Source organism: Lichenibacterium dinghuense (genome assembly GCF_021730615.1).
Lineage (GTDB): Bacteria > Pseudomonadota > Alphaproteobacteria > Rhizobiales > Beijerinckiaceae > Lichenihabitans > Lichenihabitans dinghuensis.
The window spans coordinates 5,598,670-5,623,635 of record NZ_JAJLMN010000001.1 but is presented as its reverse complement, the minus strand read 5'-3'; the positions used below and the strand labels follow the sequence as shown (position 1 = coordinate 5,623,635).

Annotated in this window: 27 protein-coding genes; 5 read left to right on the top strand and 22 right to left on the bottom strand. The window is 72.4% G+C overall.

The genetic code is table 11. The annotated features are described in order from the left end of the window. Positions 1–4 precede the first annotated feature (4 nt). The 21 genes from L7N97_RS27050 to L7N97_RS26950 form a co-directional block, all read right to left on the bottom strand. Positions 5–1,063: a DNA polymerase III subunit delta' gene (locus tag L7N97_RS27050; protein WP_237481645.1), complete on the bottom strand. Its 1,059-nt coding sequence runs from the start codon at positions 1,061–1,063 to the stop codon at positions 5–7. Continuing rightward, positions 1,060–1,731 (bottom strand): dTMP kinase, encoded by a 672-nt coding sequence (gene tmk / locus L7N97_RS27045; RefSeq protein ID WP_237481643.1) that lies wholly within the window; start codon positions 1,729–1,731, stop codon positions 1,060–1,062. The genes L7N97_RS27050 and tmk overlap by 4 nt, the downstream gene beginning before the upstream one ends. Further along, entirely contained in the window at positions 1,728–2,966 is a 1,239-nt protein-coding gene (locus tag L7N97_RS27040; RefSeq protein WP_237482428.1) for a D-alanyl-D-alanine carboxypeptidase family protein, read from the bottom strand. Before L7N97_RS27040 ends, tmk begins: the two co-directional genes overlap by 4 nt. 89 nt (positions 2,967–3,055) lie before the next feature. After that, on the bottom strand, positions 3,056–4,123 hold the full coding sequence (locus L7N97_RS30085) for a septal ring lytic transglycosylase RlpA family protein (RefSeq protein WP_305069268.1): 1,068 nt from the start codon (positions 4,121–4,123) through the stop codon (positions 3,056–3,058). Between the two features lie 261 nt (positions 4,124–4,384). After that, positions 4,385–5,071 (bottom strand): ABC transporter ATP-binding protein, encoded by a 687-nt coding sequence (locus L7N97_RS27030; protein WP_309242857.1) that lies wholly within the window; start codon positions 5,069–5,071, stop codon positions 4,385–4,387. Continuing rightward, positions 5,071–6,378, bottom strand: coding sequence for a lipoprotein-releasing ABC transporter permease subunit (locus L7N97_RS27025; RefSeq protein WP_428981033.1), 1,308 nt, complete (start codon positions 6,376–6,378; stop codon positions 5,071–5,073). The genes L7N97_RS27030 and L7N97_RS27025 overlap by 1 nt, the downstream gene beginning before the upstream one ends. 18 nt (positions 6,379–6,396) lie before the next feature. After that, entirely contained in the window at positions 6,397–7,740 is a 1,344-nt protein-coding gene (gene proS, locus L7N97_RS27020; RefSeq protein WP_237481641.1) for a proline--tRNA ligase, read from the bottom strand. A gap of 200 nt (positions 7,741–7,940) precedes the next feature. Then, positions 7,941–9,065, bottom strand: coding sequence for a tRNA guanosine(34) transglycosylase Tgt (tgt, locus tag L7N97_RS27015; RefSeq protein ID WP_237481639.1), 1,125 nt, complete (start codon positions 9,063–9,065; stop codon positions 7,941–7,943). Further along, positions 9,062–10,159, bottom strand: a complete 1,098-nt coding sequence (gene queA, locus L7N97_RS27010; RefSeq protein WP_237481637.1) for a tRNA preQ1(34) S-adenosylmethionine ribosyltransferase-isomerase QueA — start codon at positions 10,157–10,159, stop codon at positions 9,062–9,064. Before queA ends, tgt begins: the two co-directional genes overlap by 4 nt. A 69-nt stretch (positions 10,160–10,228) precedes the next feature. Beyond that, positions 10,229–10,681: a peptidylprolyl isomerase gene (locus L7N97_RS27005; protein WP_237481636.1), complete on the bottom strand. Its 453-nt coding sequence runs from the start codon at positions 10,679–10,681 to the stop codon at positions 10,229–10,231. Then, a complete protein-coding gene (locus tag L7N97_RS27000) occupies positions 10,678–11,370 on the bottom strand; it encodes a hypothetical protein (RefSeq protein WP_237481627.1) in 693 nt (230 codons plus the stop codon). The genes L7N97_RS27005 and L7N97_RS27000 overlap by 4 nt, the downstream gene beginning before the upstream one ends. Continuing rightward, the gene (locus L7N97_RS26995; RefSeq protein ID WP_237481625.1) at positions 11,371–11,928 is read right to left on the bottom strand and encodes a peptidylprolyl isomerase; all 558 of its coding nucleotides are present in this window, start codon (positions 11,926–11,928) and stop codon (positions 11,371–11,373) included. A gap of 67 nt (positions 11,929–11,995) precedes the next feature. Further along, positions 11,996–12,505, bottom strand: coding sequence for a GNAT family N-acetyltransferase (locus L7N97_RS26990; RefSeq protein ID WP_237481623.1), 510 nt, complete (start codon positions 12,503–12,505; stop codon positions 11,996–11,998). Then, positions 12,505–13,896, bottom strand: coding sequence for a cysteine--tRNA ligase (cysS, locus tag L7N97_RS26985; protein WP_237481622.1), 1,392 nt, complete (start codon positions 13,894–13,896; stop codon positions 12,505–12,507). Before cysS ends, L7N97_RS26990 begins: the two co-directional genes overlap by 1 nt. Before the next feature lie 157 nt (positions 13,897–14,053). Then, the gene (locus L7N97_RS26980; RefSeq protein ID WP_237481620.1) at positions 14,054–14,422 is read right to left on the bottom strand and encodes a hypothetical protein; all 369 of its coding nucleotides are present in this window, start codon (positions 14,420–14,422) and stop codon (positions 14,054–14,056) included. 224 nt (positions 14,423–14,646) lie between these two features. Beyond that, positions 14,647–15,636, bottom strand: coding sequence for an ABC transporter substrate-binding protein (locus L7N97_RS26975; protein ID WP_428981070.1), 990 nt, complete (start codon positions 15,634–15,636; stop codon positions 14,647–14,649). A 19-nt stretch (positions 15,637–15,655) separates the two neighbouring features. Then, complete coding sequence (locus tag L7N97_RS26970) at positions 15,656–16,522, bottom strand: ABC transporter permease (protein WP_237481617.1); 867 nt, start codon at positions 16,520–16,522, stop codon at positions 15,656–15,658. Then, positions 16,519–17,460 carry an ABC transporter permease gene (locus tag L7N97_RS26965; protein WP_237481615.1) on the bottom strand — a complete coding sequence of 314 codons (942 nt, stop codon included), beginning with the start codon at positions 17,458–17,460 and terminating at the stop codon, positions 16,519–16,521. The genes L7N97_RS26970 and L7N97_RS26965 overlap by 4 nt, the downstream gene beginning before the upstream one ends. Further along, complete coding sequence (locus L7N97_RS26960; RefSeq protein WP_428981069.1) at positions 17,450–18,247, bottom strand: ABC transporter ATP-binding protein; 798 nt, start codon at positions 18,245–18,247, stop codon at positions 17,450–17,452. Before L7N97_RS26960 ends, L7N97_RS26965 begins: the two co-directional genes overlap by 11 nt. A gap of 29 nt (positions 18,248–18,276) precedes the next feature. Beyond that, entirely contained in the window at positions 18,277–19,704 is a 1,428-nt protein-coding gene (gene hydA, locus L7N97_RS26955) for a dihydropyrimidinase (protein ID WP_237481611.1), read from the bottom strand. 26 nt (positions 19,705–19,730) lie between these two features. Beyond that, positions 19,731–20,978: a Zn-dependent hydrolase gene (locus L7N97_RS26950; RefSeq protein ID WP_237481609.1), complete on the bottom strand. Its 1,248-nt coding sequence runs from the start codon at positions 20,976–20,978 to the stop codon at positions 19,731–19,733. A gap of 88 nt (positions 20,979–21,066) precedes the next feature. On the opposite strand from L7N97_RS26950, the gene L7N97_RS26945 reads away from it, so the two are divergent. The 5 genes from L7N97_RS26945 to L7N97_RS26925 are packed head-to-tail and all read left to right on the top strand — an operon-like array spanning position 21,067 to position 23,473. Next, the gene (locus L7N97_RS26945; RefSeq protein ID WP_237481608.1) at positions 21,067–21,723 is read left to right on the top strand and encodes a TetR/AcrR family transcriptional regulator; all 657 of its coding nucleotides are present in this window, start codon (positions 21,067–21,069) and stop codon (positions 21,721–21,723) included. Positions 21,724–21,774: 51 nt separating this feature from the next. Further along, positions 21,775–21,984, top strand: coding sequence for a TOBE domain-containing protein (locus tag L7N97_RS26940; protein WP_237481606.1), 210 nt, complete (start codon positions 21,775–21,777; stop codon positions 21,982–21,984). Position 21,985: 1 nt separating this feature from the next. Then, positions 21,986–22,486 (top strand): hypothetical protein, encoded by a 501-nt coding sequence (locus tag L7N97_RS26935; protein WP_237481604.1) that lies wholly within the window; start codon positions 21,986–21,988, stop codon positions 22,484–22,486. Positions 22,487–22,544: 58 nt separating this feature from the next. Then, entirely contained in the window at positions 22,545–22,727 is a 183-nt protein-coding gene (locus tag L7N97_RS26930; protein ID WP_237481603.1) for a hypothetical protein, read from the top strand. Positions 22,728–22,729: 2 nt separating this feature from the next. Further along, positions 22,730–23,473, top strand: coding sequence for an SDR family oxidoreductase (locus L7N97_RS26925; RefSeq protein WP_237481601.1), 744 nt, complete (start codon positions 22,730–22,732; stop codon positions 23,471–23,473). Between the two features lie 179 nt (positions 23,474–23,652). Here L7N97_RS26925 and preA read toward each other — a convergent pair whose 3' ends face one another. Continuing rightward, complete coding sequence (gene preA / locus L7N97_RS26920) at positions 23,653–24,966, bottom strand: NAD-dependent dihydropyrimidine dehydrogenase subunit PreA (RefSeq protein ID WP_237481599.1); 1,314 nt, start codon at positions 24,964–24,966, stop codon at positions 23,653–23,655.

Sequence of the window (24,966 nt, the reverse complement as noted above, 5' to 3'; positions counted from 1 at the left end):
GGGATCAAAGCGCGCGCGTCGCCTGGGCGAGATCCGCGAAGGTCGAGAACAGAAAGGTCTTCTTGTCGAGGTTGAGCGCCAGCGTGTCGCGCGCGGAGCGGCGCACTTTCTCCCATACCTCGGCCAGGGGTGCAAGGCGGCGCGGCTCGGTCGCGCCGGCCCCGAGCCGGCCGTGGAGCCAGTCGAGGATCGCGCCGGTCAGCACCGCGAAGTCGTCCTCGTCCGAGCCGACCTTGTCGGCGAGGCGGTGCAGCCCGGCCCAGTCGACCTCTGGCAGGCGCGCGAGCAGGCGCGCCGTCTCGCGGTCGAGGATCAGCCGCTCGCCGCCGAGATAGGGCAGGGCGCCCGAGACCGAGCCGCCGGCCCGGCGCAGGGCCTCGTCGAGCGCGGCGGGCTCGGTCTCCGACCAGGGCCGCCCCAGCGCGCGGAGCGCCGCCGCGGCGTCCGCGGGCGCGAGCGGGTCGAGGGCGAGCTTGCGGCAGCGCGAGCGCAGCGTCGGCAGCGCCTGGGCGGGATGGTGCGCCAGCAGCAGGAACAGCGAGCGCGAGGGCGGCTCCTCAATCAGCTTGAGGAGCGCGTTGGCGCTGTTGGTGTTGAGGTCCTCGGCCGTGTCGATGATGCAGATGCGGTAGCCCCCTGCCCGGCTCGCCTGCTGGAACAGGCCGGACATGCGGCGCACCTCGTCGACGCGGATCTCCGAGAAGAATTTCCCGGTCTTGTCGTTCCAGGCGCGCCGCAGCACCGCGACGTCGCCCGGCGCGCCGCCGGCGACCCGCCGCGCCGCGGGATGGTCAGGCGGCACCGACAGGTCGGCGGCGGCGCGGACCGCGTCGTCGTCCGGGTCCGGGTGGGCCATGAGGAAGCGGGCGAACCGCCAGGCCAGCGTCGCCTTGCCGGTGCCCGGCGCGCCGCCGATCAGCCAGGCGTGGTGGAGCCGCCCGGCCCGATAGGCGTCGAGGAGCTCGCGCTCGGCCCGCGCCTGGCCGAACAGCACCGCCGTCTCGCGCGGGTGCGGTGCGCCCTCGGCGCGGTCGCTCTCGGGCGCGGCCTCGCCCTCCCTCACGGCCGCGTCCCCTGCCCGGCCCGCCGCAGCGCGGGAAAGCGCGCCCGCACGATGAGCCACAGCGTGTCGGCCACGGCGTCGGCCTCGCCCGACGCGTCGACCACGAGGCAGCGCTCCGGCTCCTGCTCGGCATTCGCCAGGAAGGCGCGGCGCAGGCCCTCGTGGAATCCCTCCGCCTCGCGCTCGAACCGGTCCGCCGCGGCGCCGCCGCGCCGCGACCGGGCGCGCGCGAGGCCGGTCGCGACGTCGAGGTCGAGCACCAGCGTCAGGTCCGGCACCGTGGCGCCGACGGCGACGCGCTCGAGCCCGGCGAGCAGCGCCGGGTCGACGCCCTCCAGCGCGCCCTGGTAGACGCGCGTCGAATCGATGAAGCGGTCGCAGACCACGAAGGCGCCGCGCGCGAGGGCCGGCCGGATCGTCGCGTCGAGGTGGTCGATGCGGGCGGCGGCGAACATCAGCGCCTCCGCGACCGGGCCGAGCGGCTTGATCGCGCCCGACAGGAGCGCGTCGCGGATCGCTTCCGCGCGGGGCGAGCCGCCGGGCTCGCGGGTCGCCACCGCGTCGAGGCCGAGCGCGGCGATGCGGTCCACGAGGCGGCGCGCCTGGGTCGACTTGCCGGTGCCCTCCCCGCCTTCGAGCGTGATGAAACTGCCCTGCCCCGCCGTCACGGCGCCTTGCTCCCCTTCGCGGCATCCGCCGTCGGTCCCACCCTCGCGGCCTCGGCCGCCTGGGCCGGCGGGCGCCCGAAGTTGCGGCGGATCAGCGTCGCGCCGAGCTCCCAGCCGGCGTCGAGGGCGCGGCGCGGCAGCGAGCCCACGCCGACGGCCGAGGCCGTCTTCAGCGGCACCGTGAGCACGTCCGAACCGTCGCGGGTCACGTGCAGCTCCGCCACCAAGGCGCCCGCGGCGACCGGCGCCTGCAGGGGCCCGCTGTAGGTGATGCGGCCCGCCAGCGCGTCGCCGGAGCCGCGCGGCACCAGCAGCTTGACCGGACCGGCGGCGACGAGCGGCACCGAGGACGCGTCGCCGCCGAACACCTTGGCGCTGCCCACCGGCTCGCCGGCGGCGTAGAGCTCGCGCGCCTCGAAATTGCGGAAGCCCCAGCTCAGCAGCTTGAAGCTCTCGGCCGCGCGGTCCTTGGCGGTGCGCAGGCCGTTGACCACGACGATCAGGCGCTCGCCGTCCTGCACGGCCGAGCCGACGAGGCCGTAGCCGCTTTCCGCGATGTCGCCGGTCTTCAGACCGTCCGCGCCGATGTTCATGGCGAGCAGCGGGTTGCGGTTGAGCTGGCGCACCTTGTTCCAGGTGAACTCGCGCTCGCCGAAGTAGCGGTAGAACTCCGGGTAGGTGTGGATGACGTAGCGGGCCAGGGTCGCCATGTCGCGCGGCGTCACCCGCTGGCCGGGGTCCCCCCTGCCCCACGGGTTCTGGAACTCGGAATGCGCCATGCCGATCTCGCGCGCCCGGCGGTTCATCAGGGCGGCGAAGCTGTCCTCCGAGCCCGAGATGCCCTCCGCGAGCGCGATGGCGGCGTCGTTGCCGGACTGCACCACGAGCCCCTGGATGAGGTCCACGACCGGGATGCGGCTGTTCAGGGCCGCGAACATGGTCGAGCCGCCCGACTTGGCGCCGCCCGAGCGCCACGCGTTCTCGGACACGAGGAACGTGTCGTCGAGCTTGAGGCGCCCCTCCCTGATCTCGCGGAAGACGATCTCGGCGGTGAGGATCTTCGTGGTCGAGGCCGGCGCCATCTGCTTGTCGGCGTTGCGGTCGAACAGGACGGAGCCGGTCTCGGCGTCCACCAGCAGCGCGAAGGGCGCGATGGTCTGGAACGACTCGGCCGCGCGCGCCGGCAGGGCGGCACAGCACAGGAGCAGGGCGTAGAGCAGCTTGCGCTTTGGCATCTTGGGCACGGGGGACTCGCTGCGGGGCGGGAGGGCGCGGTGGATCGTACCGCGGGTGCGGCGCCCGCCAAAGCGCGCCGATGCGCCGATCAGCGCGCCTCGTCCGGACTCCGCCTCGGCGGCACGGGGCGTCGCGCCGGCCCGCCGAAGCTGATGGTGGCCCGCGGCGCGGCTTCGCGCTTCGGCGGCGGGAACAGGGGCTTGAAGAAGGGATCGCGCGGGACCGGGCCGGTGCGGGCCGGCGCGGCACGGCGCGGCGAGGCTTCGACCGGAGCCGCGAGGGCGCGCGTCGCGCGGGGCGGCGCCGGCGCCGCGACGGGCTCGACCGGCGGTGCGGCCGGGACCGGGCCTTCCGCCGGGGGGCCGCGCCGGAAGATCGGCAGCGAGGCCACCCGCGCCGGGAAATTGGGCAGCGGCGAGGGGCCGGTCGGCCGCGGCGGCAGCGCGGCATCGGCCACCTGGACGGGCTCGGCGACGCCGTCGAGCCGCGCGGGACGCCCGTCGGTGGTCAGGGTGGCGAGCAAGCGCTCGTCGTCGTCGCCCGCGAGCGTGGCGCGGCCGACATATTCGATGCGGACGCGCCCCGTCCCCTCGTTGCGGAACGCGAGGGCCTCGGCGACGCGCTGCGACACGTCCATCACGCGGCCGCCGTGGTAGGGGCCGCGGTCGTTGACGCGCACGATCAGCGAGCGGCCGTTCTTGAGGTTGGTGACGCGGACGTAGCTCGGCAGCGGCAGCGTGGGATGCGCGGCCGAGATCGATCCCTTGTCGAAGATCTCGCCGTTGGCGGTGCGGCGGCCGTGGAAGGCGTCGCCGTACCAGGACGCGGTGCCGACCGCCACGTAGCCGCGCGGATCGGCGTTCGGCACGTAGAGGTGGCCGCCGATCGTGTAGGGCCGCCCGACGAGGAAGCCGCCGCCGCCGCGCGGCACCGCTTCGCCGTCGTCGACGACGCGCGGGCTCGCCCACACGCCGAGGATGGGATCGAAGTAGCGGCCGCCCGGGCCCGGTCGGCCGGGCCCGACGGCGGTCTGGCTGGCGCAGCCCGCCAGCACCGCCGCGCAGGCCGCGAGGGCGCTCCAGCGCAGAACATCGGCGAGCGCTAGGGGGCGGGCGGGGGCGACGGGGAGCGGGAGCGCGACGGCCGGAAGCTTCATGGTTCGTTGCGGGACCCGACTCGGACGCAGACGCCCCGGCCGCGTCCCGCCTCACACGCCCGCCCCGCGAAGGACGATGCGCGCCGCGGCGGGCGGGCCGGACTGCTCATGCACCGCATTTTCCGCCCCGCTGCTTTCGATCGGCTTAAGCGGGCCCGGCGCGCGACCGCGCGGGCCCCCTGCCCGCCCCGGAAACGCCCTCAGAATGAGGTCTAATTACGGCACAGCTCAAGGTCGGACCGTCGAGCCGTGCGCGGCACCTCAGTCGAGCTCGACCACGAGCCCCTCGTGCAGCGTCACGCGCCGGTCCATGCGCGCCGCGAGGTCCATGTTGTGGGTTGCGATCAGGGCGGCGAGCCCGGTGGCGCGGATCAGCGACGTGAGCGTCGCGAAGACGTGGTCGGCCGTGTGGGGGTCGAGGTTGCCCGTGGGTTCGTCGGCCAGCAGCATGCCGGGCGCGTTGGCCACCGCGCGCGCGATGGCGACGCGCTGCTGTTCGCCGCCCGACAGTTCCGCCGGACGGTGGCCGGTGCGCTGCCCGAGCCCGAGGAAGGACAGCAACTCCCTGCCCCGCTCGGCCGCCTCGCGCTTCGACAGGCCCGCGATCATCTGCGGCATCACCACGTTCTCGAGCGCGGTGAACTCGGGCAGGAGGTGATGGGCCTGGTACACGAAGCCGATGGCCGTGCGGCGCAGCGCGGTGCGCTCAGGGTCGCCCATGCCGGCCGTCGGGGACGACCCGACGTAGACCTCGCCGCCGTCCGGCTTCTCCAGCAGGCCGGCCACGTGGAGCAGCGTCGACTTGCCGGCGCCCGACGGCGCTACCAGGGCCACCGACTGGCCGGGCCAGAGCGTGAGGTCGGCGCCGCGCAGGATGGAGAGCGTCGCCTCGCCCTGCCGGTAGGTGCGGACGACGCCCGCGAGCGTCAGGGCCGGAGCGGAGGCCATCATTCGTACCGGAGCGCTTCGACGGGATCGAGGTTGGCGGCGCGCCACGACGGATACACCGTGGCGAGCAGCGACAGGGCGAGCGCCATCGCGGTCACGGCGAGCACGTCGGCGGGCCGGATGACGGACGGGAGGTGGGACAGGAAGTACAGCTCCGAGGGGAACAGGTCAGTGTGCAGCACCGCGTTCAGGAAGGCGCGGATGCGCTCGATGTTGCTCGCGACCAGCACGCCCAGCACGAGGCCCGCGAGCGTGCCGCACACGCCGATCGAGGCCCCGGCGATGAGGAAGATGCGGAGGATCGAGCCGCGCGACGCCCCCATGGTGCGCAGGATCGCGATGTCGGAACTCTTATCCTTCACGAGCATGATGAGGCCCGACACGATGTTCAGCGCCGCCACCAGCACGATCAGCGTCAGGATGATGAACATGACGTTGCGCTCGACGTTCAGCGCGTCGAAGAAGGTCTTGTTGCGCTGGCGCCAGTCCGTCATCACGGCCGGCCGCTCGATGGCGCGGTCGAGCTGCAGGCGCACCGCGTCCATGTGGTCGGGGTCGTCGACGAAGACCTCGATGACGGATGCCTCCCCGTCCTTGTTGAAGTAGCTCTGCGCTTCCGCCATCGGCATGTAGACGAAGGAGGAGTCGAACTCCGACATGCCGATCTGGAAGATGGCGACCACGGGGTAGCTCTTGATGCGCGGCGCGACGCCGAACGGGGTCTGCGCGCCCTTGGCAGTGAGCACCGACATCTGATCGCCGATCGACAGGCCGAGCGATTCGGCCAGCCGCTGGCCGATGGCGACGCCGCCGGACTTGTCGAAGTCGTCGAGCGTGCCCTGGACGACGTGGCCCTCTATGCCGGGCAGCCGGCGAAGGTCCGCGCCCGAGATGCCGCGCACCAGCGCGCCCGACTGGTTGAAGGGCGAGGACACGCCGGCCGCGCCCTCGATCATCGGGATCACGAGCTTGACGCCCGGCACGGCTTCGAGCCGCTTCGTCACGGCGTCGTAGTCGGTGAAGGGCGTGTCCGTGGCCTGCACGAAGACGTGGCCGTTGATGCCGACGATCTTGTTCAGCAGCTCCTGCCGGAAGCCGTTCATCACCGACATGACGACGATCAGCGTCGCGACGCCGAGCAGGATGCCGGCGAAGGAGAAGCCGGCGATCACCGACACGAAGCTCTTGGCCCGCCGCGCCCGCAGGTAGCGGGCCGCCACGATCCACTCGAAGGCCGAAAAGGCGCGCGTCGTCCGCGCGGCGGCGCGCGGCGCCGCCGCGGCCGACCGGGCTTGAGCCATCGTCATGCGGCGATCCTCGTCATGTCAGCGCCGCGCCGGCGCGGCGAGGCTCGTCAGCTTGGCCAGGGCCTCGCCGGGGGCGAGGAGCTCCTTCTCGCCCGTGCGGCGATGCTTCAGCTCCACCCTGCCCTCGGCGAGACCCTTGGGGCCGACCAGCACCTGATAGGGCACGCCGATGAGGTCGAGCGTCGCGAATTTGGCGCCCGGCCGCTCGTCGCGGTCGTCGTAGAGGGCGTCGACCCCGGCGGCGAGCAGTCCCTTGTAGAGCGTCTCGCAGGCGGCGTCGGTGTCGGGGTTGCCGGCCTTCAGGTTGGCGATGCCGACCGTGAAGGGCGCGACCGCGTCCGGCCAAACGATGCCCGCCTCGTCGTGCCCGGCCTCGATCAGCGCCGCGACGACGCGCGACGGGCCGATGCCGTAGGAGCCCATGTGGACCGGCACGGTCGCCCCGTCCGGCCCGCTGACGACCGCCTTCATGGGCTCGGAATATTTCGTGCCGAAATAGAAGATGTGGCCGACCTCAATGCCGCGGGCGGAGACGCGGTCCGCCTCAGGCACGGCCAGGAACGCGGCCTCGTCGAACTTCTCGCTCGTGGCCGCGAAGCGGCTCGTCCAGCCGTCGACGGCGTCCTGCAGCGCGGCCGCGTCGTCGAAGTCGATGTCGGCGGCCGGCGGCGGGAGGCCGAGGTAGTCGCGGTGGCAAAACACCTCGCTCTCGCCCGTCGAGGCGAGGATGATGAACTCGTGGCTGAGGTCGCCGCCGATCGGGCCCGTGTCGGCCACCATGGGGATGGCGGTGACGCCGAGCCGCGCAAAGGTGCGCAAGTAGGCCACGAACATGCGGTTGTAGGAATGGCGGGCGCCGGCGGCGTCGAGATCGAACGAGTAGGCGTCCTTCATCAGGAACTCGCGCGAGCGCATCACGCCGAAGCGCGGGCGCACCTCGTCGCGGAACTTCCACTGGATGTGGTAGAGGTTCAGCGGCAGGTCCTTGTAGGAGCGGACCGAGGCGCGGAAGATCTCCGTCACCATCTCCTCGTTGGTCGGCCCGTAGAGCATCTCGCGCTCGTGCCGGTCCTTGATGCGCAGCATCTCCTTGCCGTAGTCGTCGTAGCGGCCGGACTCGCGCCACAGGTCGGCGGACTGCACGGTGGGCATCTTGATCTCGATCGCGCCCGCGCGGTTCTGCTCCTCGCGGACGATCGCGCTGACCTTCTCCAGCACGCGCAGGCCGAGCGGCAGCCAGGCGTAGATGCCGGCCGCCTCCTGGCGGATCATGCCGGCGCGCAGCATGAGGCGATGCGACACGATCTCAGCTTCCTTCGGCGTCTCGCGCAGGATCGGCATGAAGTATCGGCTGGAGCGCATCGTGGGAATCGTCTCTGGAACGGGGCACGGCCGAAACGCCGTGCCGGCGGGGCCGATAAACGCGGGCGTCGCCGAAAACACAAGGCGACAGCCACCTCGCGCGGAGCTTGCCGGGGCAGCGTGGCGGTTCTGCGGTGGAAACCGACAAGGACGTTCAAGGCGCCGGCCTCGTGCGGCGGCGCCCGACGGATCACATCCGGCTACTCGCCGAGGCCGGCCGCCCAGCCGGCCTTGGTCTCGGCGACGAAGTCGTCGAGCCGCCGCGCCGCGATGGCGCTCCGCAGCCCGGCCATCAGCGTCTGGTAATAGCTGAGGTTCACCCAGGTCAGCAGCATCATGCCGAGGATCTCGTCCGACTTGACGAGGTGGTGCAGGTAGGCGCGCGAGTAGTCCCGCGCGGCCGGGCAGTCGGAGGCCTCATCGATCGGCCGGGGATCGGCGGCGTGGCGGGCGTTGCGCAGGTTGACCTTGCCGAAGCGGGTGAAGGCCTGGCCGTGGCGGCCGGCGCGGGTCGGCATCACGCAGTCGAACATGTCGACGCCGCGGCGCACGGCCTCGACGATGTCGTCGGGCGTGCCGACGCCCATGAGGTAGCGCGGCTTGCCGGCCGGCAGGTGCGGCTCGACGGTCTCGATGGCGGCGAGCATGTCGGCCTGGGGCTCGCCCACAGCGAGCCCGCCGATGGCGATGCCGCCGAACGGCAGGGCCGCGAGCTGGCGCGCGCTCTCGGCCCGCAGCGCCGCCACGGTGCCGCCCTGCACGATGCCGAAACAGGCGCGGCCCGGCCGGGCGTCGAAGGCCTTGAGCGACCGCTCGGCCCAGCGCAGCGACAGCAGCATGGCGCGCTCGACCTCGCTGTCGGAGGCCGGCAGGCGCACGCATTCGTCGAGCTGCATCTGGATGTCTGAGCCGAGCAGCGCCTGGATCTCCATCGAGCGCTCGGGGGTGAGCGCGTGCTTCGAGCCGTCGATGTGAGACTGGAAGGTGACGCCGCGCTCGTCGAGCTTACGCAGCTTGGCGAGCGACATGACCTGGAACCCGCCCGAATCGGTCAGCATGGGCCCGGACCAGGTGCTGAATTTGTGGAGCCCGCCGAGTTCGGCCACGCGCTCGGCGCCCGGCCTCACCATCAGGTGGTAGGTGTTGCCGAGCACGATGTCGGCGCCGAGCTCGCGCACCTGGCCCATGTACATGGCCTTGACGGTGCCGGCGGTGCCGACCGGCATGAAGGCCGGCGTGCGGATGGCGCCGCGGCCGGTGTGGACCAGCCCGGTGCGGGCCGCACCGTCCTGGCCGAGGTGCTCATAATGGAAGTCGGCGGTCATGGGAGCGGGTCCGGCCGCGGCGCGGCGCTGTCGGCGGCGGCCGTGAGGAGGCTCGCGTCGCCGTAGGAATAGAAGCGGTAGCCCGTCGCTATGGCATGCGCGTAGGCGGCGCGCATCGCGTCGAGCCCGCAGAAGGCCGACACCAGCATGAACAGCGTCGAGCGCGGCAGGTGGAAGTTGGTCATCAGCCGATCGACGCAGCGGAACCGGTAGCCCGGCGTGATGAAGATGCTCGTCTCGCCCGCGAAGGGCCGGACGAGCCCGTCCTCGCCCGCCGCGGATTCGAGGATGCGCAGCGACGTCGTGCCGACCGCCACGAGCCGCCCGCCGCGGCGCCGCACGGCGTTGAGCGCCGCTGCAGTCTCGGCCGACACCGTGCCGATCTCGCCGTGCATGCGGTGGCCCTCGACCGTGTCCGACTTCACGGGCAGGAAAGTGCCGGCGCCGACGTGGAGCGTGACCCGGTGGAGCTCCACGCCGCGGGCCGCGAGCGCCTCGACGAGGGCCGGCGTGAAGTGCAGGCCGGCGGTGGGGGCCGCGACGGCGCCGGGGCGCGCGGCGAACAGCGTCTGGTAGTCCGCGGCGTCGGCGGCGTCGCCGGCGCGGCGGTGCTCGATGTAGGGCGGCAGCGGCATCTGGCCGACGCGGGCGCAGGCGGCGTCGAGCGCCTCGCCCGCGCGGTCGAAGGTGAGGCTCACCTCGCCGCCGTCCCGATCGGAGGCGACGGCGGAGAGGACGGTCGCGCCGTCCGCCTCGAAGGCGAGCGTCTCGCCGTCGGCCACGCGCTTGGCCGGGCGGACGAAGGCGCGCCAGCGGTCGGCGGCGTCGCGCCGGTGCAGCGTCACCTCGATGCGGGCGACGTTGTCGCCGCGGCGGCGCAGGCCGAAGAGGCGGGCCGGAACGACGCGGGTGTCGTTGACCACCAGGGCGTCGCCGGGCTGGAGCAGCGCCGGCAGATCGCGCACGGCGCGGTCGCCGAAGGGCACGGGGGCGCCGGGGTCAACGGTGAGCAGGCGCGCGGCGTCGCGCGGCGAGGCCGGCCGCAGCGCGATGGCGGAGTCCGGCAGGGTGAAATCGAAGGCGTCGACCAGCATGGCGCGGAGATGTGCGAAGGCCCGGCCCGCCGAATGCGGGCCGGGCCAGGGAGGTTCAGGCGGAGCGGATCAGCTGATCGTCGCGGTCTTGATCGAGTCGGGGTCGCGCACGGGCTCGCCGCGCTTGATCTTGTCGACGTTCTCCATGCCGGAGGTCACCTCGCCCCAGACCGTGTACTGGCGGTCCAGGAAGCCGGCGTCGCCGAAGCAGATGAAGAACTGCGAGTTGGCCGAATCGGGGTTCTGGGCGCGGGCCATCGAGCAGGTGCCGCGCTTGTGGTGCTCGGCGTTGAACTCCTGCTTCAGGTTCGGGTACTTCGAGCCGCCCGTGCCGGTGCCGTGCGGACAGCCGGTCTGCGCCATGAAGCCGTCGATGACGCGGTGGAAGACGATGCCGTCGTAGAACTTCTCGTTCACCAGCTTCTTGATGTGCTCGACGTGCTTGGGCGCGAGGTCGGGGCGCATCTTGATGACGACGGGCCCCTGCGTGGTGTCGAGCGTCAGCGTGTTGGTGTCGGTCATCTCTTGTCCTCGTGGATGAAGCGGATGGCGAAGATCTCGCCGGCCACCGCCGCGCCGAGCGACGGCGACAGCGGCAAGGGTGTGCAGCTTTTAAGCCCCGCGAGCAGCGAACGCGCAAGCTCGGTCTTCTGGTCCGGGGTCGCGGCATCGCTGTAGGGCACGCGCGGCAGGCCGAAGACCGAGCCGTCGCGCTTGAAGGCGACACGCAGCGTGATCGAGCCGAAGGCGACGCCCGCCGGGAGGGCGAAGCAGCGGCCGAGCGCCTGGCCGACCTCAACGAAGCGGTTCAGGATCGGCGGCGCCGCGAAGGTCCGGCCGGCGCCGACCGACACGTTGAGGTGGAAGCCGTGCGACAGCGCCGGGAGGTCGCCGGGCGTGCCCTCGATCAGCGGCGAGGTGCCCGGCCCCTCGGGCTGGATGAACTCGTCGGGCGGCGGCGGGGGCAGCAGCAGCGGCGGCACGGTCGGCGGATATCGCCTCAGGTAGGGGCGGAACCCGTAGCGCCAGCGCCGGAACTCCAGCCGCGGCCCGATGCGGAACGGGACGCGCGGCCGGAGGGCGGGCAGCCGTGCGGCCGGCGCCCGCACGGCGGGCGGCCCGACCCGGACCGGTGCGGCGGAGGCCGGGCAGGCCATCGCCGCTGCGGCGAGCGCCGCCCGCGCGACGGCTCCGGCCCGCCGCGCGCCCAACTACTTGGCCGAGGCCATGCGCATGCTGACGATCTTGTCCGGGTTGGTCACCTTGCCGTTGTCGTCGGCCGCACCCTTCTTGATCTTGTCGACCACGTCCATGCCGGCCGTGACGTGGCCCACCACCGTGTACTGGTTGTTCAGGAAGGGCGCGTCGCCGAGGCAGATGAAGAACTGCGAGTTCGCCGAATCGGGGTCAGACGAGCGCGCCATGCCGACCGTGCCGCGGGTGAAGGGCGTCGAGGTGAACTCGGCCTTGAGGTCGGGCAGCTTGGAGCCGCCCATGCCGGTGCCGGTGGGATCGCCGGTCTGGGCCATGAAGCCGCCGATCACGCGGTGGAACACGATGCCGTCGTAGAAATGGTCCTTCACCAGCGTCTCGATCTGCTTGACGTGGTTGGGGGCGAGGTTCGGCTCGAGCTGGATGGTGATCTTGCCGTCCTTGGTGGTCATCACGACCGTGTTGGCGTCGTCGGCGAAGGCCGGGAGGGCGCCGAGCGCCGCGCCGGCGGCGAGGGCGGCCGAAGACAGGAGGAGATCGCGGCGGCGCAGGATCATGGCGTGCTCTCAGAGGGATGGCGCGCCGGAGATAGGCGGGGGGTGTGACGGTGGCAAGGCGGCGGGGTCAGGCGGCCGGCGCTCCCTCGACCTTCAGCTCCAGCCGCGTGCTCGCCAGCCACTCGCCGTTGACCGGCACGGACTGCCGGCTCTGCGCCGCGTAGCGCCGCCGCTCGAAGAAGGGGCGCGCGGCATCGGGCGCGTCGACGGTCAGCGCCTTCGCGCCGCGCGCCTTGGCGAGCTTCTCCAGCGCGTCCACCAGCAGGGTGCCGATGCCGCGCCGCGCCAGCGCCGGGTCGACGAAGAGCATGTCGACCCGCGCGTTGTCCTTCAGAGAGGCGAAGCCGGCCGGCGCGCCCTCCACCACCGCCACCAGCGTCAGCATGGCGCCGAGGCGCGCCCCGAAGGCGGCCTCATCCTCGGCCGTCGCCATCCAGGCGGCGCGCTGGTCCTCGTCGTAGTCGTCGGCCGTGAGCTCGTCGACGCTGGCGCCGAAGATGGCGGCCAGCGCGGGGGCGTCGGCGGGCAGCATGGGGCGGAGCGTCGGCTTCAGGGCGGTCTCGTCTCGGTCGGCCATCACGCGGTTCCCTTCCGGCCCACGTCCCAGCTCGTGGTGCCGTCCTTGTTGTCCTTGAGAACGACGCCCAGGGCCGCGAGTTCGCCGCGGATGCGGTCCGAGTCGGCCCAGCGCTTCTCGCGCCGCGCCGCGAGGCGCTCCGCGATCAGCGTCTCGACCGCCGCGGCGTCGACGCCCGCCTCGGCCTCGCGCCGCGCCGCCCAGTCGGACGGCGCGGCCTGGAGCAGGCCGAGCAGCCGCGCGGAGGCGATCCCCGCGCCGCGCGTGTTCGATTCGCCCATCAGCCCGTGCAGCGTCGCGATGGCGCCCGGCGTGTTGAGGTCGTCGGACAGCTCGTCGAGGAACCCCTGCGCCGGCTCGCCCGGCGCCACGCCCTCCGCGGCCGCGTACCAGCGGTCGAGCGTGCGCTCCGACTCCTCCAGCGCCTTGGCGGTCCAGTCGATCGGCTGGCGGTAGTGGGTGCGCAGCATGGCGAGGCGCAGCACCTCGCCGGGCCAGCGTCTGCCGCCGAAGCTCTCGGTGCCGAGCAGGTCGCGGATCGTGACGAAGTTGCCGAGGCTCTTCGACATCTTCTGCCCCTCGACCTGCAGGAAGCCGTTGTGCATCCACACCTGCGCCATCACGGGCCGGTGGAAGGCGCAGCAGCTTTGAGCCAGCTCGTTCTCGTGGTGCGGGAAGATGAGGTCGAGCCCGCCGCCGTGGATGTCGAAGGTTTCGCCGAGGTGCTTCCAGCTCATGGCCGAGCATTCGAGGTGCCAGCCCGGCCGGCCGCGGCCCCAAGGGCTGTCCCAGCCCGGCTCGTGCAGCGCGGAGGGCTTCCACAGCACGAAGTCGCCGTCGGCGCGCTTGTAGGGCGCGACTTCGACGCGGGCCCCCGCCACCATCTCGTCGAGCGTGCGGTTCGACAGGCGGCCGTAGTCCGGCATCGAGCCCACGGCGAAGAGCACGTGGCCAGCGCCGCCGTCCTCCGTCGGTGCGTAGGCGTGGCCGCCCGCCACCAGGCGCTCCACGACGGCGATCATCTCGGGGATGTGGTCGGTCGCGCGGGGCTCGACGGTGGGGCGGAGGCAGCCCAGCGCGTCGACGTCCTCGGCGAAGCCGCGCGCCGTGCCCTCGGTCAGCTCGCGGATGGTGATGCCGCGCTCCGCCGCCCGGTCGATGATCTTGTCGTCGATGTCGGTGATGTTGCGCGCGTAGACCACGTGGTCCGCCCCGTAGAGGTGGCGGAGCAGGCGGAACAGCACGTCGAAGACGATGACCGGCCGGGCGTTGCCGATGTGGGCGCGGTCGTAGACGGTGGGGCCGCAGACGTAGAGCCGTACCCGCTCCGGATCGAGCGGGGAGAAGTCGTCCTTGCGGCGCGTCAGCGTGTTGTACAGGCGCAGAGCCATCCCGGTCCCTCGATCGATGCCACGGCCCGAAGGCGGCCTCGACCGATGGGGTGTCCCGCCTCGTCGCCCGCCCTCCCGGCCCGCCGTCTTCCCGACAGCGTCTAGAACAGGCGTGCGCCGAGCGTCCAGCGCGCGGCTCCCTCGCCCCGCCCGGCCCTCAGGCCGGACAGCGGTACGGCGCGGGGAAGGTGAAGCCGGCCGGATGCAGGGGCGGGACGGCGTCGCGCACGGGGCGGACCCGGGTCGCCCGCTCGCGGTGGCGCAGGGCGCGCTCCGCCATAACCTGCAGGCCCGCCAGCACGGGATGGTCGGCGCCCGCCATGGCGGCGGTCAGCTCGCGCCAGTCGCGCTCGGAAGCGTCGCGGGCGAAGCCCGACACGAGGGAGGCCGTCAGCGCGCCGACGGTCAGGCCGGCGCGGTCCGCCTCCGCGCGCACGGCCGCCGCGAAGGGGCCGCCGATCGATGCCACGGCTGCACCGGCGATGCCCTCGTCGGCGCAGGAGTGCAGGATATCGGCCAACAGCATGCAGCCCTCCTCGCGATCGCCTTCCCCGGATCGGGACGACGCGGCTCTTCGCTCCGCACCGCCCGACGCCCTCCTAGGCGCCGATCGGGGTGGCACGATGGCCGCTTCGCGGATCATGATGGCCGAGGCTGACCTCCCGTGGCAACGGCTTCTGCGAATCGGACGAGAATTTTTCTACATCCGACAAATCGGCCGATTCACGGCGCGTGTTGCACCGCCGCCCCTCACGGCGCCTTGATGCCGGCCTTGTCCGTGACGGCATGGGTCCAGGCGCCCTGCGGCTCCTTGGTGATGACCGGGTCGGACCCAGACGAGAGCAGCACCTTCACGGTCTGGGCGTAGGCGGCGGGGTCGAGCGCGCCGTCGGAGCCCTTCGTGAGCTTGTTGACGTCGTCCATCATGTGCTTCTGGTGCTCCTCGGTCTGGGCGCCCGAGGTGTCGTTGTCGAGCACGATCTTGACGGCCTCGTCGGGGTGCGCCTGCGCGTAGTCCCAGCCCTGCATCGAGGCCTTGACGAAGCGCGCCATGCGGTCGGTGAAGGCGGGATCCTTCAGCTTGGGCTCGAGCGCGTAGAGGCCGTCCTCAAGCGTATTCTCGCCCTCGTCGGTGTAGTTGAAGACGACGAGCTGGGCCGGCTTCATGCCGGCCTCGATGAGCTGCCAGTATTCGTTGTAGGTCATGGTCGAGATGCAGGCGGCCTGCTTCTGCAGCAGCGGGTCGACGTTGAAGCCCTGCTTGAGCACGGTGACGCCGGGCGGGCCGTTGGTGGAGATCTTGAGCTTCGCCATCCTGGCCAGGAACGGGTACTCGTTGCCGGCGAACCAGACGCCGAGCGTATGGCCGGGGAAGTCGGCCGGCGTCTTGACGCCGGAGTCGGCCCGGCAGGTCAGCTCAAGCCCCGAGCGCTTGAACGGCTGGGCGATGTTGACCACGGGCGAGCCCTTCTCGCGCGTCGCCAGGGCCGAGGGCATCCAGTCGACCACCACGTCGGCGCCGCCGCCCGCCAGCACCTGCTCGGGGTTCACGTCCGGCCCGCCGGGCTTGATCGTGACGTCGAGGCCGGCGTCCTTGTAGAAGCCCTTGTCCTTGGCGACGAAGTAGCCGGCGAACTGCGCGTCGGCGACCCACTTCAACTGCAGCGTCACGGGATCGGCGGCCCGCGCCGCGCCCCCCGCCGCGAGCGCGGCCGCCATCGCGGCCAGACCGAACGCCATGCGCCTCATGCCCTACTCCTCAGTCGCGGCGCCCGCGGAAGGACGGGTGCCAGAAGGTCGCGCGCCGCTCGACCGCGGCCACGAGGCCGTAGAGCAGCGAGCCGGACACCGCCGCCACGGCGATCGTGGCCCAGACGGTGTCGATGTTCATGCGGCCGACCTCCGCGTTGATGCGGAAGCCCATGCCGACGATGGGCGTGCCGAAGAACTCGGCCACGATCGCGCCGATCAGCGCCAGCGTGGTGCAGATCTTGAGACCGTTGAAGACGAAGGGCAGCGCGGCCGGCAGCCGGAGCTTGCGCAGCGTGACGCCGTAGGGCGCCGCGTAGGTGCTCATCAGGTCGCGGTCGAGCGCCGAGGTCGCGCCGAGGCCGGCGTTGCAGTTCACCAGCATGGGGAAAACCGTCATGGCGGCCACGACGGCCGCCTTGGACGGCCAGTCGAAGCCGAACCACATGACCATGATCGGCGCCACGCCGACCACCGGGAGGGCGGACACCAGCGTGCCGAGCGGCAGGAGGCCGCGCTGCAGGAAGGGCACCCGGTCGATCGCGAGGGCCGCGAGGAAGCCGCCGCCGCAGCCGAGGACGTAGCCGGCCGCCAGACCCTTCATGGTCTGGACGAAGTCGGCGAGCAGCATGCCCGGCGAGGCGGCGAGGCGGGCCGCGACCGCGGAGGGCGGCGGCAGGATCACCGCCGGCACGCCGAGGCCGCGCACGATGGCCTCCCACAATAACAGCACCGTGGCGCCGAAGATCAGCGGCACCGCGACCGCCGCGGCCCGGCCGGCGACGCCGCGGCGCGGCGCCCTCCACACGATCAGCTCGACGAGCGCCCAGGCGGCGAGCCAGACGGCGGCGCAGCCGAGCCAACCCGCGGCGCTCACCGCGCGGCCCCCGTGCGGCGCAGCACGACGGCCTCGACCGCCGACACGATCCCGACCAGCGCGGCGCCGCAGACCGAGGCGACCGCCAGGGCGGCCCAGATCTGCACGGTCTGCCCGTAATAGGAGCCGGCGAGGAGCCGCGCGCCGAGGCCGCCGTCCTCCGACTTCGTCACCTCCGCCACGACCGTGCCGACGAGGCTCGCGGCCGCCCCCACCTTGGCGCTCGCGAACAGGAACGGCAGGCTCGCCGGAAGCCGCAGGAAGCGCAGCACCTGCGGCCGCGAGGCGGAATAGGTCCGCAGGAGATCGAGGTGCAGCGGTTCGGGCGAGCGCAGGCCCTTTGCCATGCCGACCGCGACGGGGAAGAAGGACAGGTAGGCGGCGATCGCGGCCTTGGGCCAGAGCCCCGTCACCGAGATCTGGTTGAGGATCACCACGATCATCGGCGCCAGCGCCACGATGGGCACCGTCTGGCTGGCGACGATCCAGGGCATCAGGCCGCGGTCGAGGCTCGGCACGTGCACCACGAAGAGGCTCAGGGCGAAGCCGACCAGCCCGCCGAGCGCGAAGCCGAGCGCGGTCGCCTCCAGCGTCACGCCCGCGTGGTAGACGAGGCTGCGCTTGGAGGTCGGCGCGACGGCGAAGACCGTGCGCCCGATCTCGGCCGCGATCTGGTGCGGGGCCGGCAGGCGCGGGTGGGACTGCGCCCAGGTGCCGGCGACGAAGTCGCGCCACCCGGCGTCGGCGATGCCCGCATCGGCGTCGGCCTGGCGCTGCGCGTCCGCGTTCATCCCGACCGCCGCCGCGTACCACAGGGCGAGGATCGCCAGCACGACCGTCAGCACCGGGACCGCACGGCCGAAGAGCGCGCGAGCGATCGTGCCGGAACGCCGCGGGCGCGCCGCCGGCCGGCTCAGCTTCAGCGCCTCAGTCCGCATAGGCGTGGCCGGCGCGCAAGCCCTCGCGGACGCGGTGCGCCACCCTCAGGAACTCCGGCGTCTCGCGGATGTCGAGGTTGCGGTCCCGCGGGAAGTCGCAGGCCACGATGTCCTGCACCCGGCCGGGCCGGGGCGACATGACGACGATGCGGGTCGACAGGAACACCGCCTCGGGGATCGAATGGGTGACGAAGACCACCGTCTTGCCGGTGCGGTCCCACAGGCGCAGGAGCTGCTCGTTCAGCTTGTCGCGCACGATCTCGTCGAGCGCTCCGAAGGGCTCGTCCATCAGCAGGAGGTCGGGGTCGAACGACAGGGCGCGGGCGATGGAGGCGCGCTGCTGCATGCCGCCGGACAGCTGCCAGGGGAACTTGTTGCCGAAGCCGGCGAGGTTCACGAGGTCGAGCCCCGCCTCGACGCGCCGGCGCCGCTCCGCTTTCGGGTAGCCCATGATCTCCAGCGGCAGGGCGACGTTGCGCGCCACGCTGCGCCAGGGATAGAGCGCGGGCGCCTGGAACACGTAGCCGTAGGACCGCCCGAGGCGCGCCTCGCGCGGGCTCATCCCCTTGACCGCGATCGTGCCCGACGTCGCCGATTCGAGGTCGCCGATGACGCGCAGCAGCGTGGTCTTGCCGCATCCGGAGGGGCCGATCAGCGACACGAACTCGCCCGGCGCGATGCTGAGGTCGACGCGCGACAGGGCGTGCACGGGCCCGTCCGCCGTCTCGAAGACGAGCGACAGGTCGCGCGCCTCGACGGCCGCGGTGGTGGCGGCCGGCGTCGTCATGGGGGCGCGCGACACCGTGGCGAGCGCCATCAGCGGGCGACCGCCCGCGGAGCCGCGAGGTCGAACATGCGCCGCGCCGCCCGCGCTTCCGGCGTGAACGGGCGCCGCGGCACGAAGCGGCCGCGGCCCGATTCGGCCTGCACGCGCCCGTCGCGCACGACGATCTCGCCGCGCGACAGGACGGTGCGGGGCAGGCCCGTGCAGCTCAGCCCCTCGAACACGTTGTAGTCGATGGCCGATATCTGCGCGCCGGCCGAGATGGTCTTGGTTGCGGCCGGATCCCAAACGACGACGTCGGCGTCCGCGCCGACTTCCAGCGAGCCCTTCTTCGGGTAGAGGCCGAGGATGCGGGCGATGTTGGTGGAGGTGACGGCGACGAACTCCTCCGGCGTCAGGCGCCCCTCGCCGACCCCGCGGGTCCACAGCACCGGCATGCGGTCCTCGAGGCCGCCGGTGCCGTTGGGAATCTTGGTGAAGTCGGAGCGGCCGAAGCGCTTCTGCTCGGTCGTGAAGGCGCAGTGGTCGGTGGCCACCACCTGCAGCGAGCCGGCGCGCAGCCCGTTCCACAGGTCGTCCTGGTTGCGCTTGTCGCGGAAGGGCGGCGACATCACGCGGCGGGCGGCGTGGTCCCAGTCGGGGTGGAGGTACTCGCTTTCGTCGAGCACGAGGTGCTGGATCAAGGGCTCGCCGTAGACGCGCTGGCCGTTCGCGCGCGCCCGGCGGATCGCCTCGTGGGCCTCGATCGAGGAGGTGTGGACGACGTAGAGCGGCACGCCGGCCTGATCGGCCAGCATGATGGCGCGGTTGGCGGCCTCGCCCTCGACGCGCGGCGGGCGCGAATAGCCGTGGCCCTCGGGGCCGGTGATGCCCCGCGCGAGCAGCTCGACCTGCAATGCCGCCACGACGTCGCCGTTCTCGGCGTGGACCAGCGGCATGGCGCCGAGCTCGGCGCAGCGGCGGAACGAGGCGAACATCTCCTCGTCGTTCACCATCAGGGCGCCCTTGTAGGCCATGAAGTGCTTGAATGTGGTGACGCCCTTCGCGACGACCTCGGCCATTTCCTCCCGGATCGCATCCGACCAGCCCACGATGCACATGTGATATGCGTAGTCGCAGGCCGCGGTGGCGGAGCGCCGGTCCCAGTCGGCCCAGGCGTCCATCAGCTTCTGGCCGTGGCCGGGGATGCAGAAGTCGACCACCATGGTGGTTCCGCCCGCCAGCGCGGCGCGGGTGCCGGAGGCGTAGTCGTCGGCCGTCGTGGTGCCCATGAAGGGCATCTCGAGGTGGGTGTGCGGGTCGATGCCGCCCGGCAGGACGAGGCAGCCCGCGGCGTCGACCGACTCGTCGCCCGCGAGGTCCGGGCCGACCGCGGCGACCCGTCCGCCCTCGATCAGCACGTCGGCCGGAAAGCTCCGCGCCGCCGTCACCACCGTCCCGCCCTTGATGACCGTGGACATCGTTCCCTCCCCTGATCGATCCGCGGTCAGCCCACGACTTCGGCGGTTTCCAGCACGGCGTGGAGCAGCACCTGGGCGCCGGCGCTCGCCCAGGCCGGCGAGATCTCCTCGGATTCGTTGTGGCTCACCCCGCCCACGCAGGGCGTGAAGATCATCGCGGTCGGAGCCACGCGGGCGATGTAGCAAGCGTCGTGCCCGGCGCCCGACACGATGTCGCGGTGGCTGAAGCCGCCCCGCTCCGCCGCGCGCCGCACCACGCCGACGCATCCCGCGTCGAAGGGCACGGGCGGGTAGACGAAGACGCGCTTGATCTCGGGCTCCAGCCCGGCCGCCTCGCAGATGGCGGCGACGCCGGCGCGCAGCTCCGCCTCCATGGCCTCCAGCACCGCCTCGTCGGGGTGGCGGAACTCGCAGGTGAGGAAGACCTCGCCCGGGATGACGTTGCGCGAGCCCGGATAGGGCGTGAGCATGCCCGTGGTCGAGACGGCCAGCGGCGGGTGGGAGAGCCCGATGCGGTTGACGAGCTCGACCACGCGCGCGGCGCCCACCAGCGCGTCCCGCCGGCGCGGCATCGGCGTCGAGCCGGCGTGGCTCTCGAACCCCTTCAGCGTCACCTCGAACCAGCGCTGGCCCTGCCCGTGGGTGACCACGCCGATGTCGATCCCCTCGTCCTCCAGGACCGGCCCCTGCTCGATGTGGAGCTCGAACATGGCCCGGATCTCACGCCCGCCGCAGGGCACCTCGCCCTTGAAGCCGATGCGCTCCAGCTCGTCGCCGAGCCGGTGCCCCTCGCGGTCCCGGATCGCGTAGGCCTCCTCCAGCGTGTAGGCGCCGGCGAAGACCCCCGACGCCACCATGGCGGGGGCGAAGCGCGAGCCTTCCTCGTTGGTCCAGTTGGCGACCTCGATCGGGTGGCGCGTGCGGACGTTGAGGTCGTTCAGCGAGCGCAGCACCTCCAGGCCGGCCAGCACGCCGAGCACGCCGTCGTATTTGCCGCCCGTCGGCTGCGTGTCGAGGTGGCTGCCCATCATCACGGGCGGCAAGTGGTCCTCCGTGCCCTCGCGGCGGGCGAACATGTTGCCCATGGCGTCGACGGTCATCGACAGCCCGGCGGCCTCGCACCAGCGCGCGAAGAGCTCGCGCCCGCGCTTGTCGACGTCGGTGAGGGTCAGCCGATTGCAGCCCCCCTTCGGGGTCCCGCCGACCTGCCCCATCTCCATCAGGCTGTCCCAAAGCCGCGCCCCGTCGATGCGGAGGTTGGACAGATCTGGCATGAGGGCTCTCGCGTCCGCGCGCGCCGTCGACGGTGCGGCGCTTCGTTGCAGAGTGAACGTCAGTTTTTCCGATCGGTCAAACACATCCATGCCGTTACGAAAGCCCAGGGCCGAGGGGGAGAAGGCCGAGCGGGGATCGGCCGCGCGCGCCGAAGTCGAGGAGCTGATCCTGCGCGCCGCCGAGGCCGAGTTCGCCGAGAAGGGATACGAGGGCGCCACGACGAGCGCCATCGCGGCGCGGGCCGGGCTGCCGAAGGCCAACCTCCACTATTACGTCGCCACCAAGGAGGCGCTCTACCGCCGCGTGGTCGAGGGCGTGGTCGAGGCCTGGCTCGCGGAGGCGCGGAGCTTCGACGGCGAAGCCTCGGCCGCGGAGGCGCTGGCGCGCTACATCGCGGGCAAGATGGACCTCGCGCGCGCCCGGCCGCTCGGCTCGCGCATCTTCGCCCGCGAGGTCATGAGCGGCGCCCCGGTGGTGCGCGGATTCCTCGAAACCACGCTGGCCGACTGGGTGAGGGACCGCGGCGCCGTCGTGGAGGGCTGGATCGCCGGCGGGCAGTTGCGCCCGATCGAGCCCCGCGTCCTGTTCTTCATGATCTGGGCCACGACGCAGCATTACGCCGACTTCGCGGCCCAGATCGAGGCGCTGAACGGCGGCGCGCCGCTCGACGACGGGGCCTTCGCGGCGGCCAAGCGGCAGGTGGTCGAGACCATCCTGCGCGGCATCGCGCCCGAGCGCGGGTGACAGGGGTCCGAAACTCCCATAATCCTCGGGCGGACATGCGAGGAGTTCACCATGCGGTTGAGTGCGCGGAACCAGTTGAAGGGCCGCATCGTCGAGGTCACCAAGGGTCAGACCACGGCCCACGTCCGCATCGACATCGGCGGCGGCACGATCGTGACGGCCTCGGTCACCAACGAGGCGGTGGACGAGCTCGGCCTCAAGGTCGGGGAAGCGGCGCATGCCGTCATCAAGGCCTCCGACGTCATGGTCGCGGTGGACTGAGATGCTCCGAGCCCTCCCGCTCCTGGCCCTCGCCGTCCTGACCGGGCCCGCCTGGGCCCAGGACGCGAGCGGCTGCGCCAAGTTCAGGTGGCCGGTCGACCGCGAGCGGTCGGCCTTTGGCACGCCGGGCCTCCGCACCGTCGAGCCGGGCAAGCCGCTGCCCGGCATCATGGACCCCGCGGTCGTGGCGCTGCAGCCCGTGGCCGACGTGAAGTTCGAGCGGCCGCCGAGCCGCAAGCCGGCCGCCGGCACGTTCGGCGCGGTGCTGAAGACGCCGCCGCTGGCGGTGGGCGGCCCCTACCAGATCACGACCTCCGACGACGTCTGGATCGACGTGATCCAGGACGGGCGCGAACTGCGGCCGACGGCCGTGACCGGCGCGCCGGCCTGCCCCAACGTCCGCAAGAGCGTGCGCTTCGACTTCGCGGCCGGGCAGGCCACGGTGGAGATCAGCGGCGCCGCGGCGTCGAGCGTCAAGGTCGACTTCCTGCCGCCGGAATAGCCGCGGGAACGTCCGACGGGCTCGGCCGTTCACCCGTCCTCGAACCGAGGAGGACCGCATGAGCGACGGCAAGCAGAGCGAGGCCGGAAGCGGGAAGCACACGCCGCAGAAGGGCGAGCAGCCCCACGGCAAGGAGCACAAGCACGCCGACACGGGCGAGCACGAGAAGAACAAGGACAAGGCCCACCGCGAGACCGTGAAGGACGCGAAGGGCACGGCCAAGTACACGGACGGTGCCTGACCGTGGCGGCGCTCGCCGGACGAGTCGCCTGGGTCACGGGCGCGGGCAGCGGCATCGGCGAGGCGGCCGCCCTGGCGCTCGCCGGCGCCGGCGCCACGCTGGTGCTGACGGGGCGCCGCCCCGAGCCGCTCGACGCCGTCGCGGCGCGCATCGCCGCGGCCGGCGGCACGGCGGTCTGCCTCCCTGGCGACCTCACCCGGCCCGAGACGGCGGGCGAGGCCGTGGCGGAGGCGGTCCGCCGGTTCGGGCGGCTCGACATCCTGGTCAACAACGCCGGGCTCAACATCGCGGCGCGGGCCTGGCGGGACCTCGTGCCCGGCAGCATCGACGCGGTGCTGGGCGGCAACCTGTCCGCCGCCTTCTACTGCGCCGCAGCCGCGCTGGAGCCGATGCGCCGGCAGCGCGACGGGCTGTTGATCCACACGGCCTCCTGGGCGGGAAAGTACATCTCCCCGATCAGCGGGCCCGCCTACACGGCGGCCAAGCACGGCGTCGTGGCGATGAGCCAGAGCGTCAACGTGGAGGAATTCCGCAACGGCATCCGCTCGACGGCCGTGCTCCCCGCCGAGGTGGCGACGCCGATCCTCGACCGGCGCCCCGTGCCGCCGGATGCGGAGGAGCGCGCCGCCATGTTGCAGCCCGAGGACCTCGGCGCGCTCGTGCTGTTCATCGCGACGCGGCCGCCGGGCGTGTGCCTCAACGAGGTGACGATCAGCCCGACGAAGAACCGGATGTACGGAGGGTGACGGGACGCCCCTTCTCCCCTCGCGGGAGAAGGTGGCCTTGCGAAGCAAAGTCGGATGAGGGGGCTTGGCGCAGCGCTCAACGACCATCCCGCCTGTCGGAAGCCGATGAGTCGTTCCCCCTCATCCGCCTCGACTTCGTCGAGGCACCTTCTCCCGCGAGGGGAGAAGGAGATCACGTCCTACTCCGCCGCCTCCCGCACCGCCCCCGGGTTGTTCGGATGCGTCGTCCAGTTGGCGTAGGGCTGCGCGTAGGGCCGGCCCGTGCGCGGGTCGTCGCCGACCGTCCGGTGCTCCAGCGTGATGCAGTTCTCGACCGGGCAGATCTCGACGCACAGGTTGCAGCCCACGCAGTCCTCGTCCTTGACGACGAACTTGCGCCGCCCGTCGACCGTCGCCGTGATGGCCTGGTGGGATGTGTCCTCGCAGGCGATGTGGCAGCGCCCGCAGGAGATGCACAGGTCCTGGTCGATGTGGGCCTTGGCGACGTAGTTGAGGTCGAGATACTGCCAGTCGGTGACGTTGGGCACCGCCATGCCCCGGAAGTCCTCGATGCTCCGGTAGCCCTTGGCGTCCATCCAGGTCGACAGGCCGGAGACCATCTCCTCGACGACCTTGAAGCCGTAGGTCATGGCGGCGGTGCAGACCTGGACGGTGCCGGCGCCGAGGGCGATGAACTCCGCGGCGTCGCGCCACGTGGTGATGCCGCCGATGGCCGAGATCGGCAGGCCGCGCGTCGCGGGGTCGCGCGCGATCTCGCTCGTCATCGACAGGGCGATCGGCTTCACGGCCGGCCCGCAATAGCCGCCGTGGGTGCCGCGGCCGCCGACGTGGGGCGCCGGCGCCATGCGGTCGAGGTCGACCGAGACGATCGAGTTGATCGTGTTGATCAGCGACACCGCATCGGCGCCGCCGCGCTTGGCCGCCCGCGCGGGGTGGCGGATGTCGGTGATGTTGGGGGTGAGCTTCACGATCACGGGCAGGCGCGTGAAGGCCTTGCACCAGCGTGCCACCATCTCGATGTAGTCCGGCACTTGGCCGACCGCCGAGCCCATGCCGCGCTCGCTCATGCCGTGCGGGCAGCCGAAGTTGAGCTCGACCCCGTCGCAGCCCGTGGCCTCGACGCGCGGCAGGATCGCGCGCCAACTGTCCTCGTCGCAGGGCACCATGACCGAGGCGACCAGCGCCCGGTCGGGGTAGAGCTTCTTCACCTCGGCGATCTCGCGGAGGTTCACCTCCAGCGGCCGGTCGGTGATCAGCTCGATGTTGTTGAAGCCCATCAGCCGGCGGTCCGGCCCGTGGATGGCGCCGTAGCGCGGGCCCGACACGTTGACGACGGGCGGCCCCTCCTCGCCGAGCGTCTTCCACACGACGCCGCCCCAGCCCGCCCGGAAGGCGCGCAGCACGTTGGTCTTGCGGTCGGTCGGGGGCGCCGAGGCGAGCCAGAACGGGTTCGGCGAGCGGATACCGAGGAAGATGGTGCTGAGGTCGGCCAC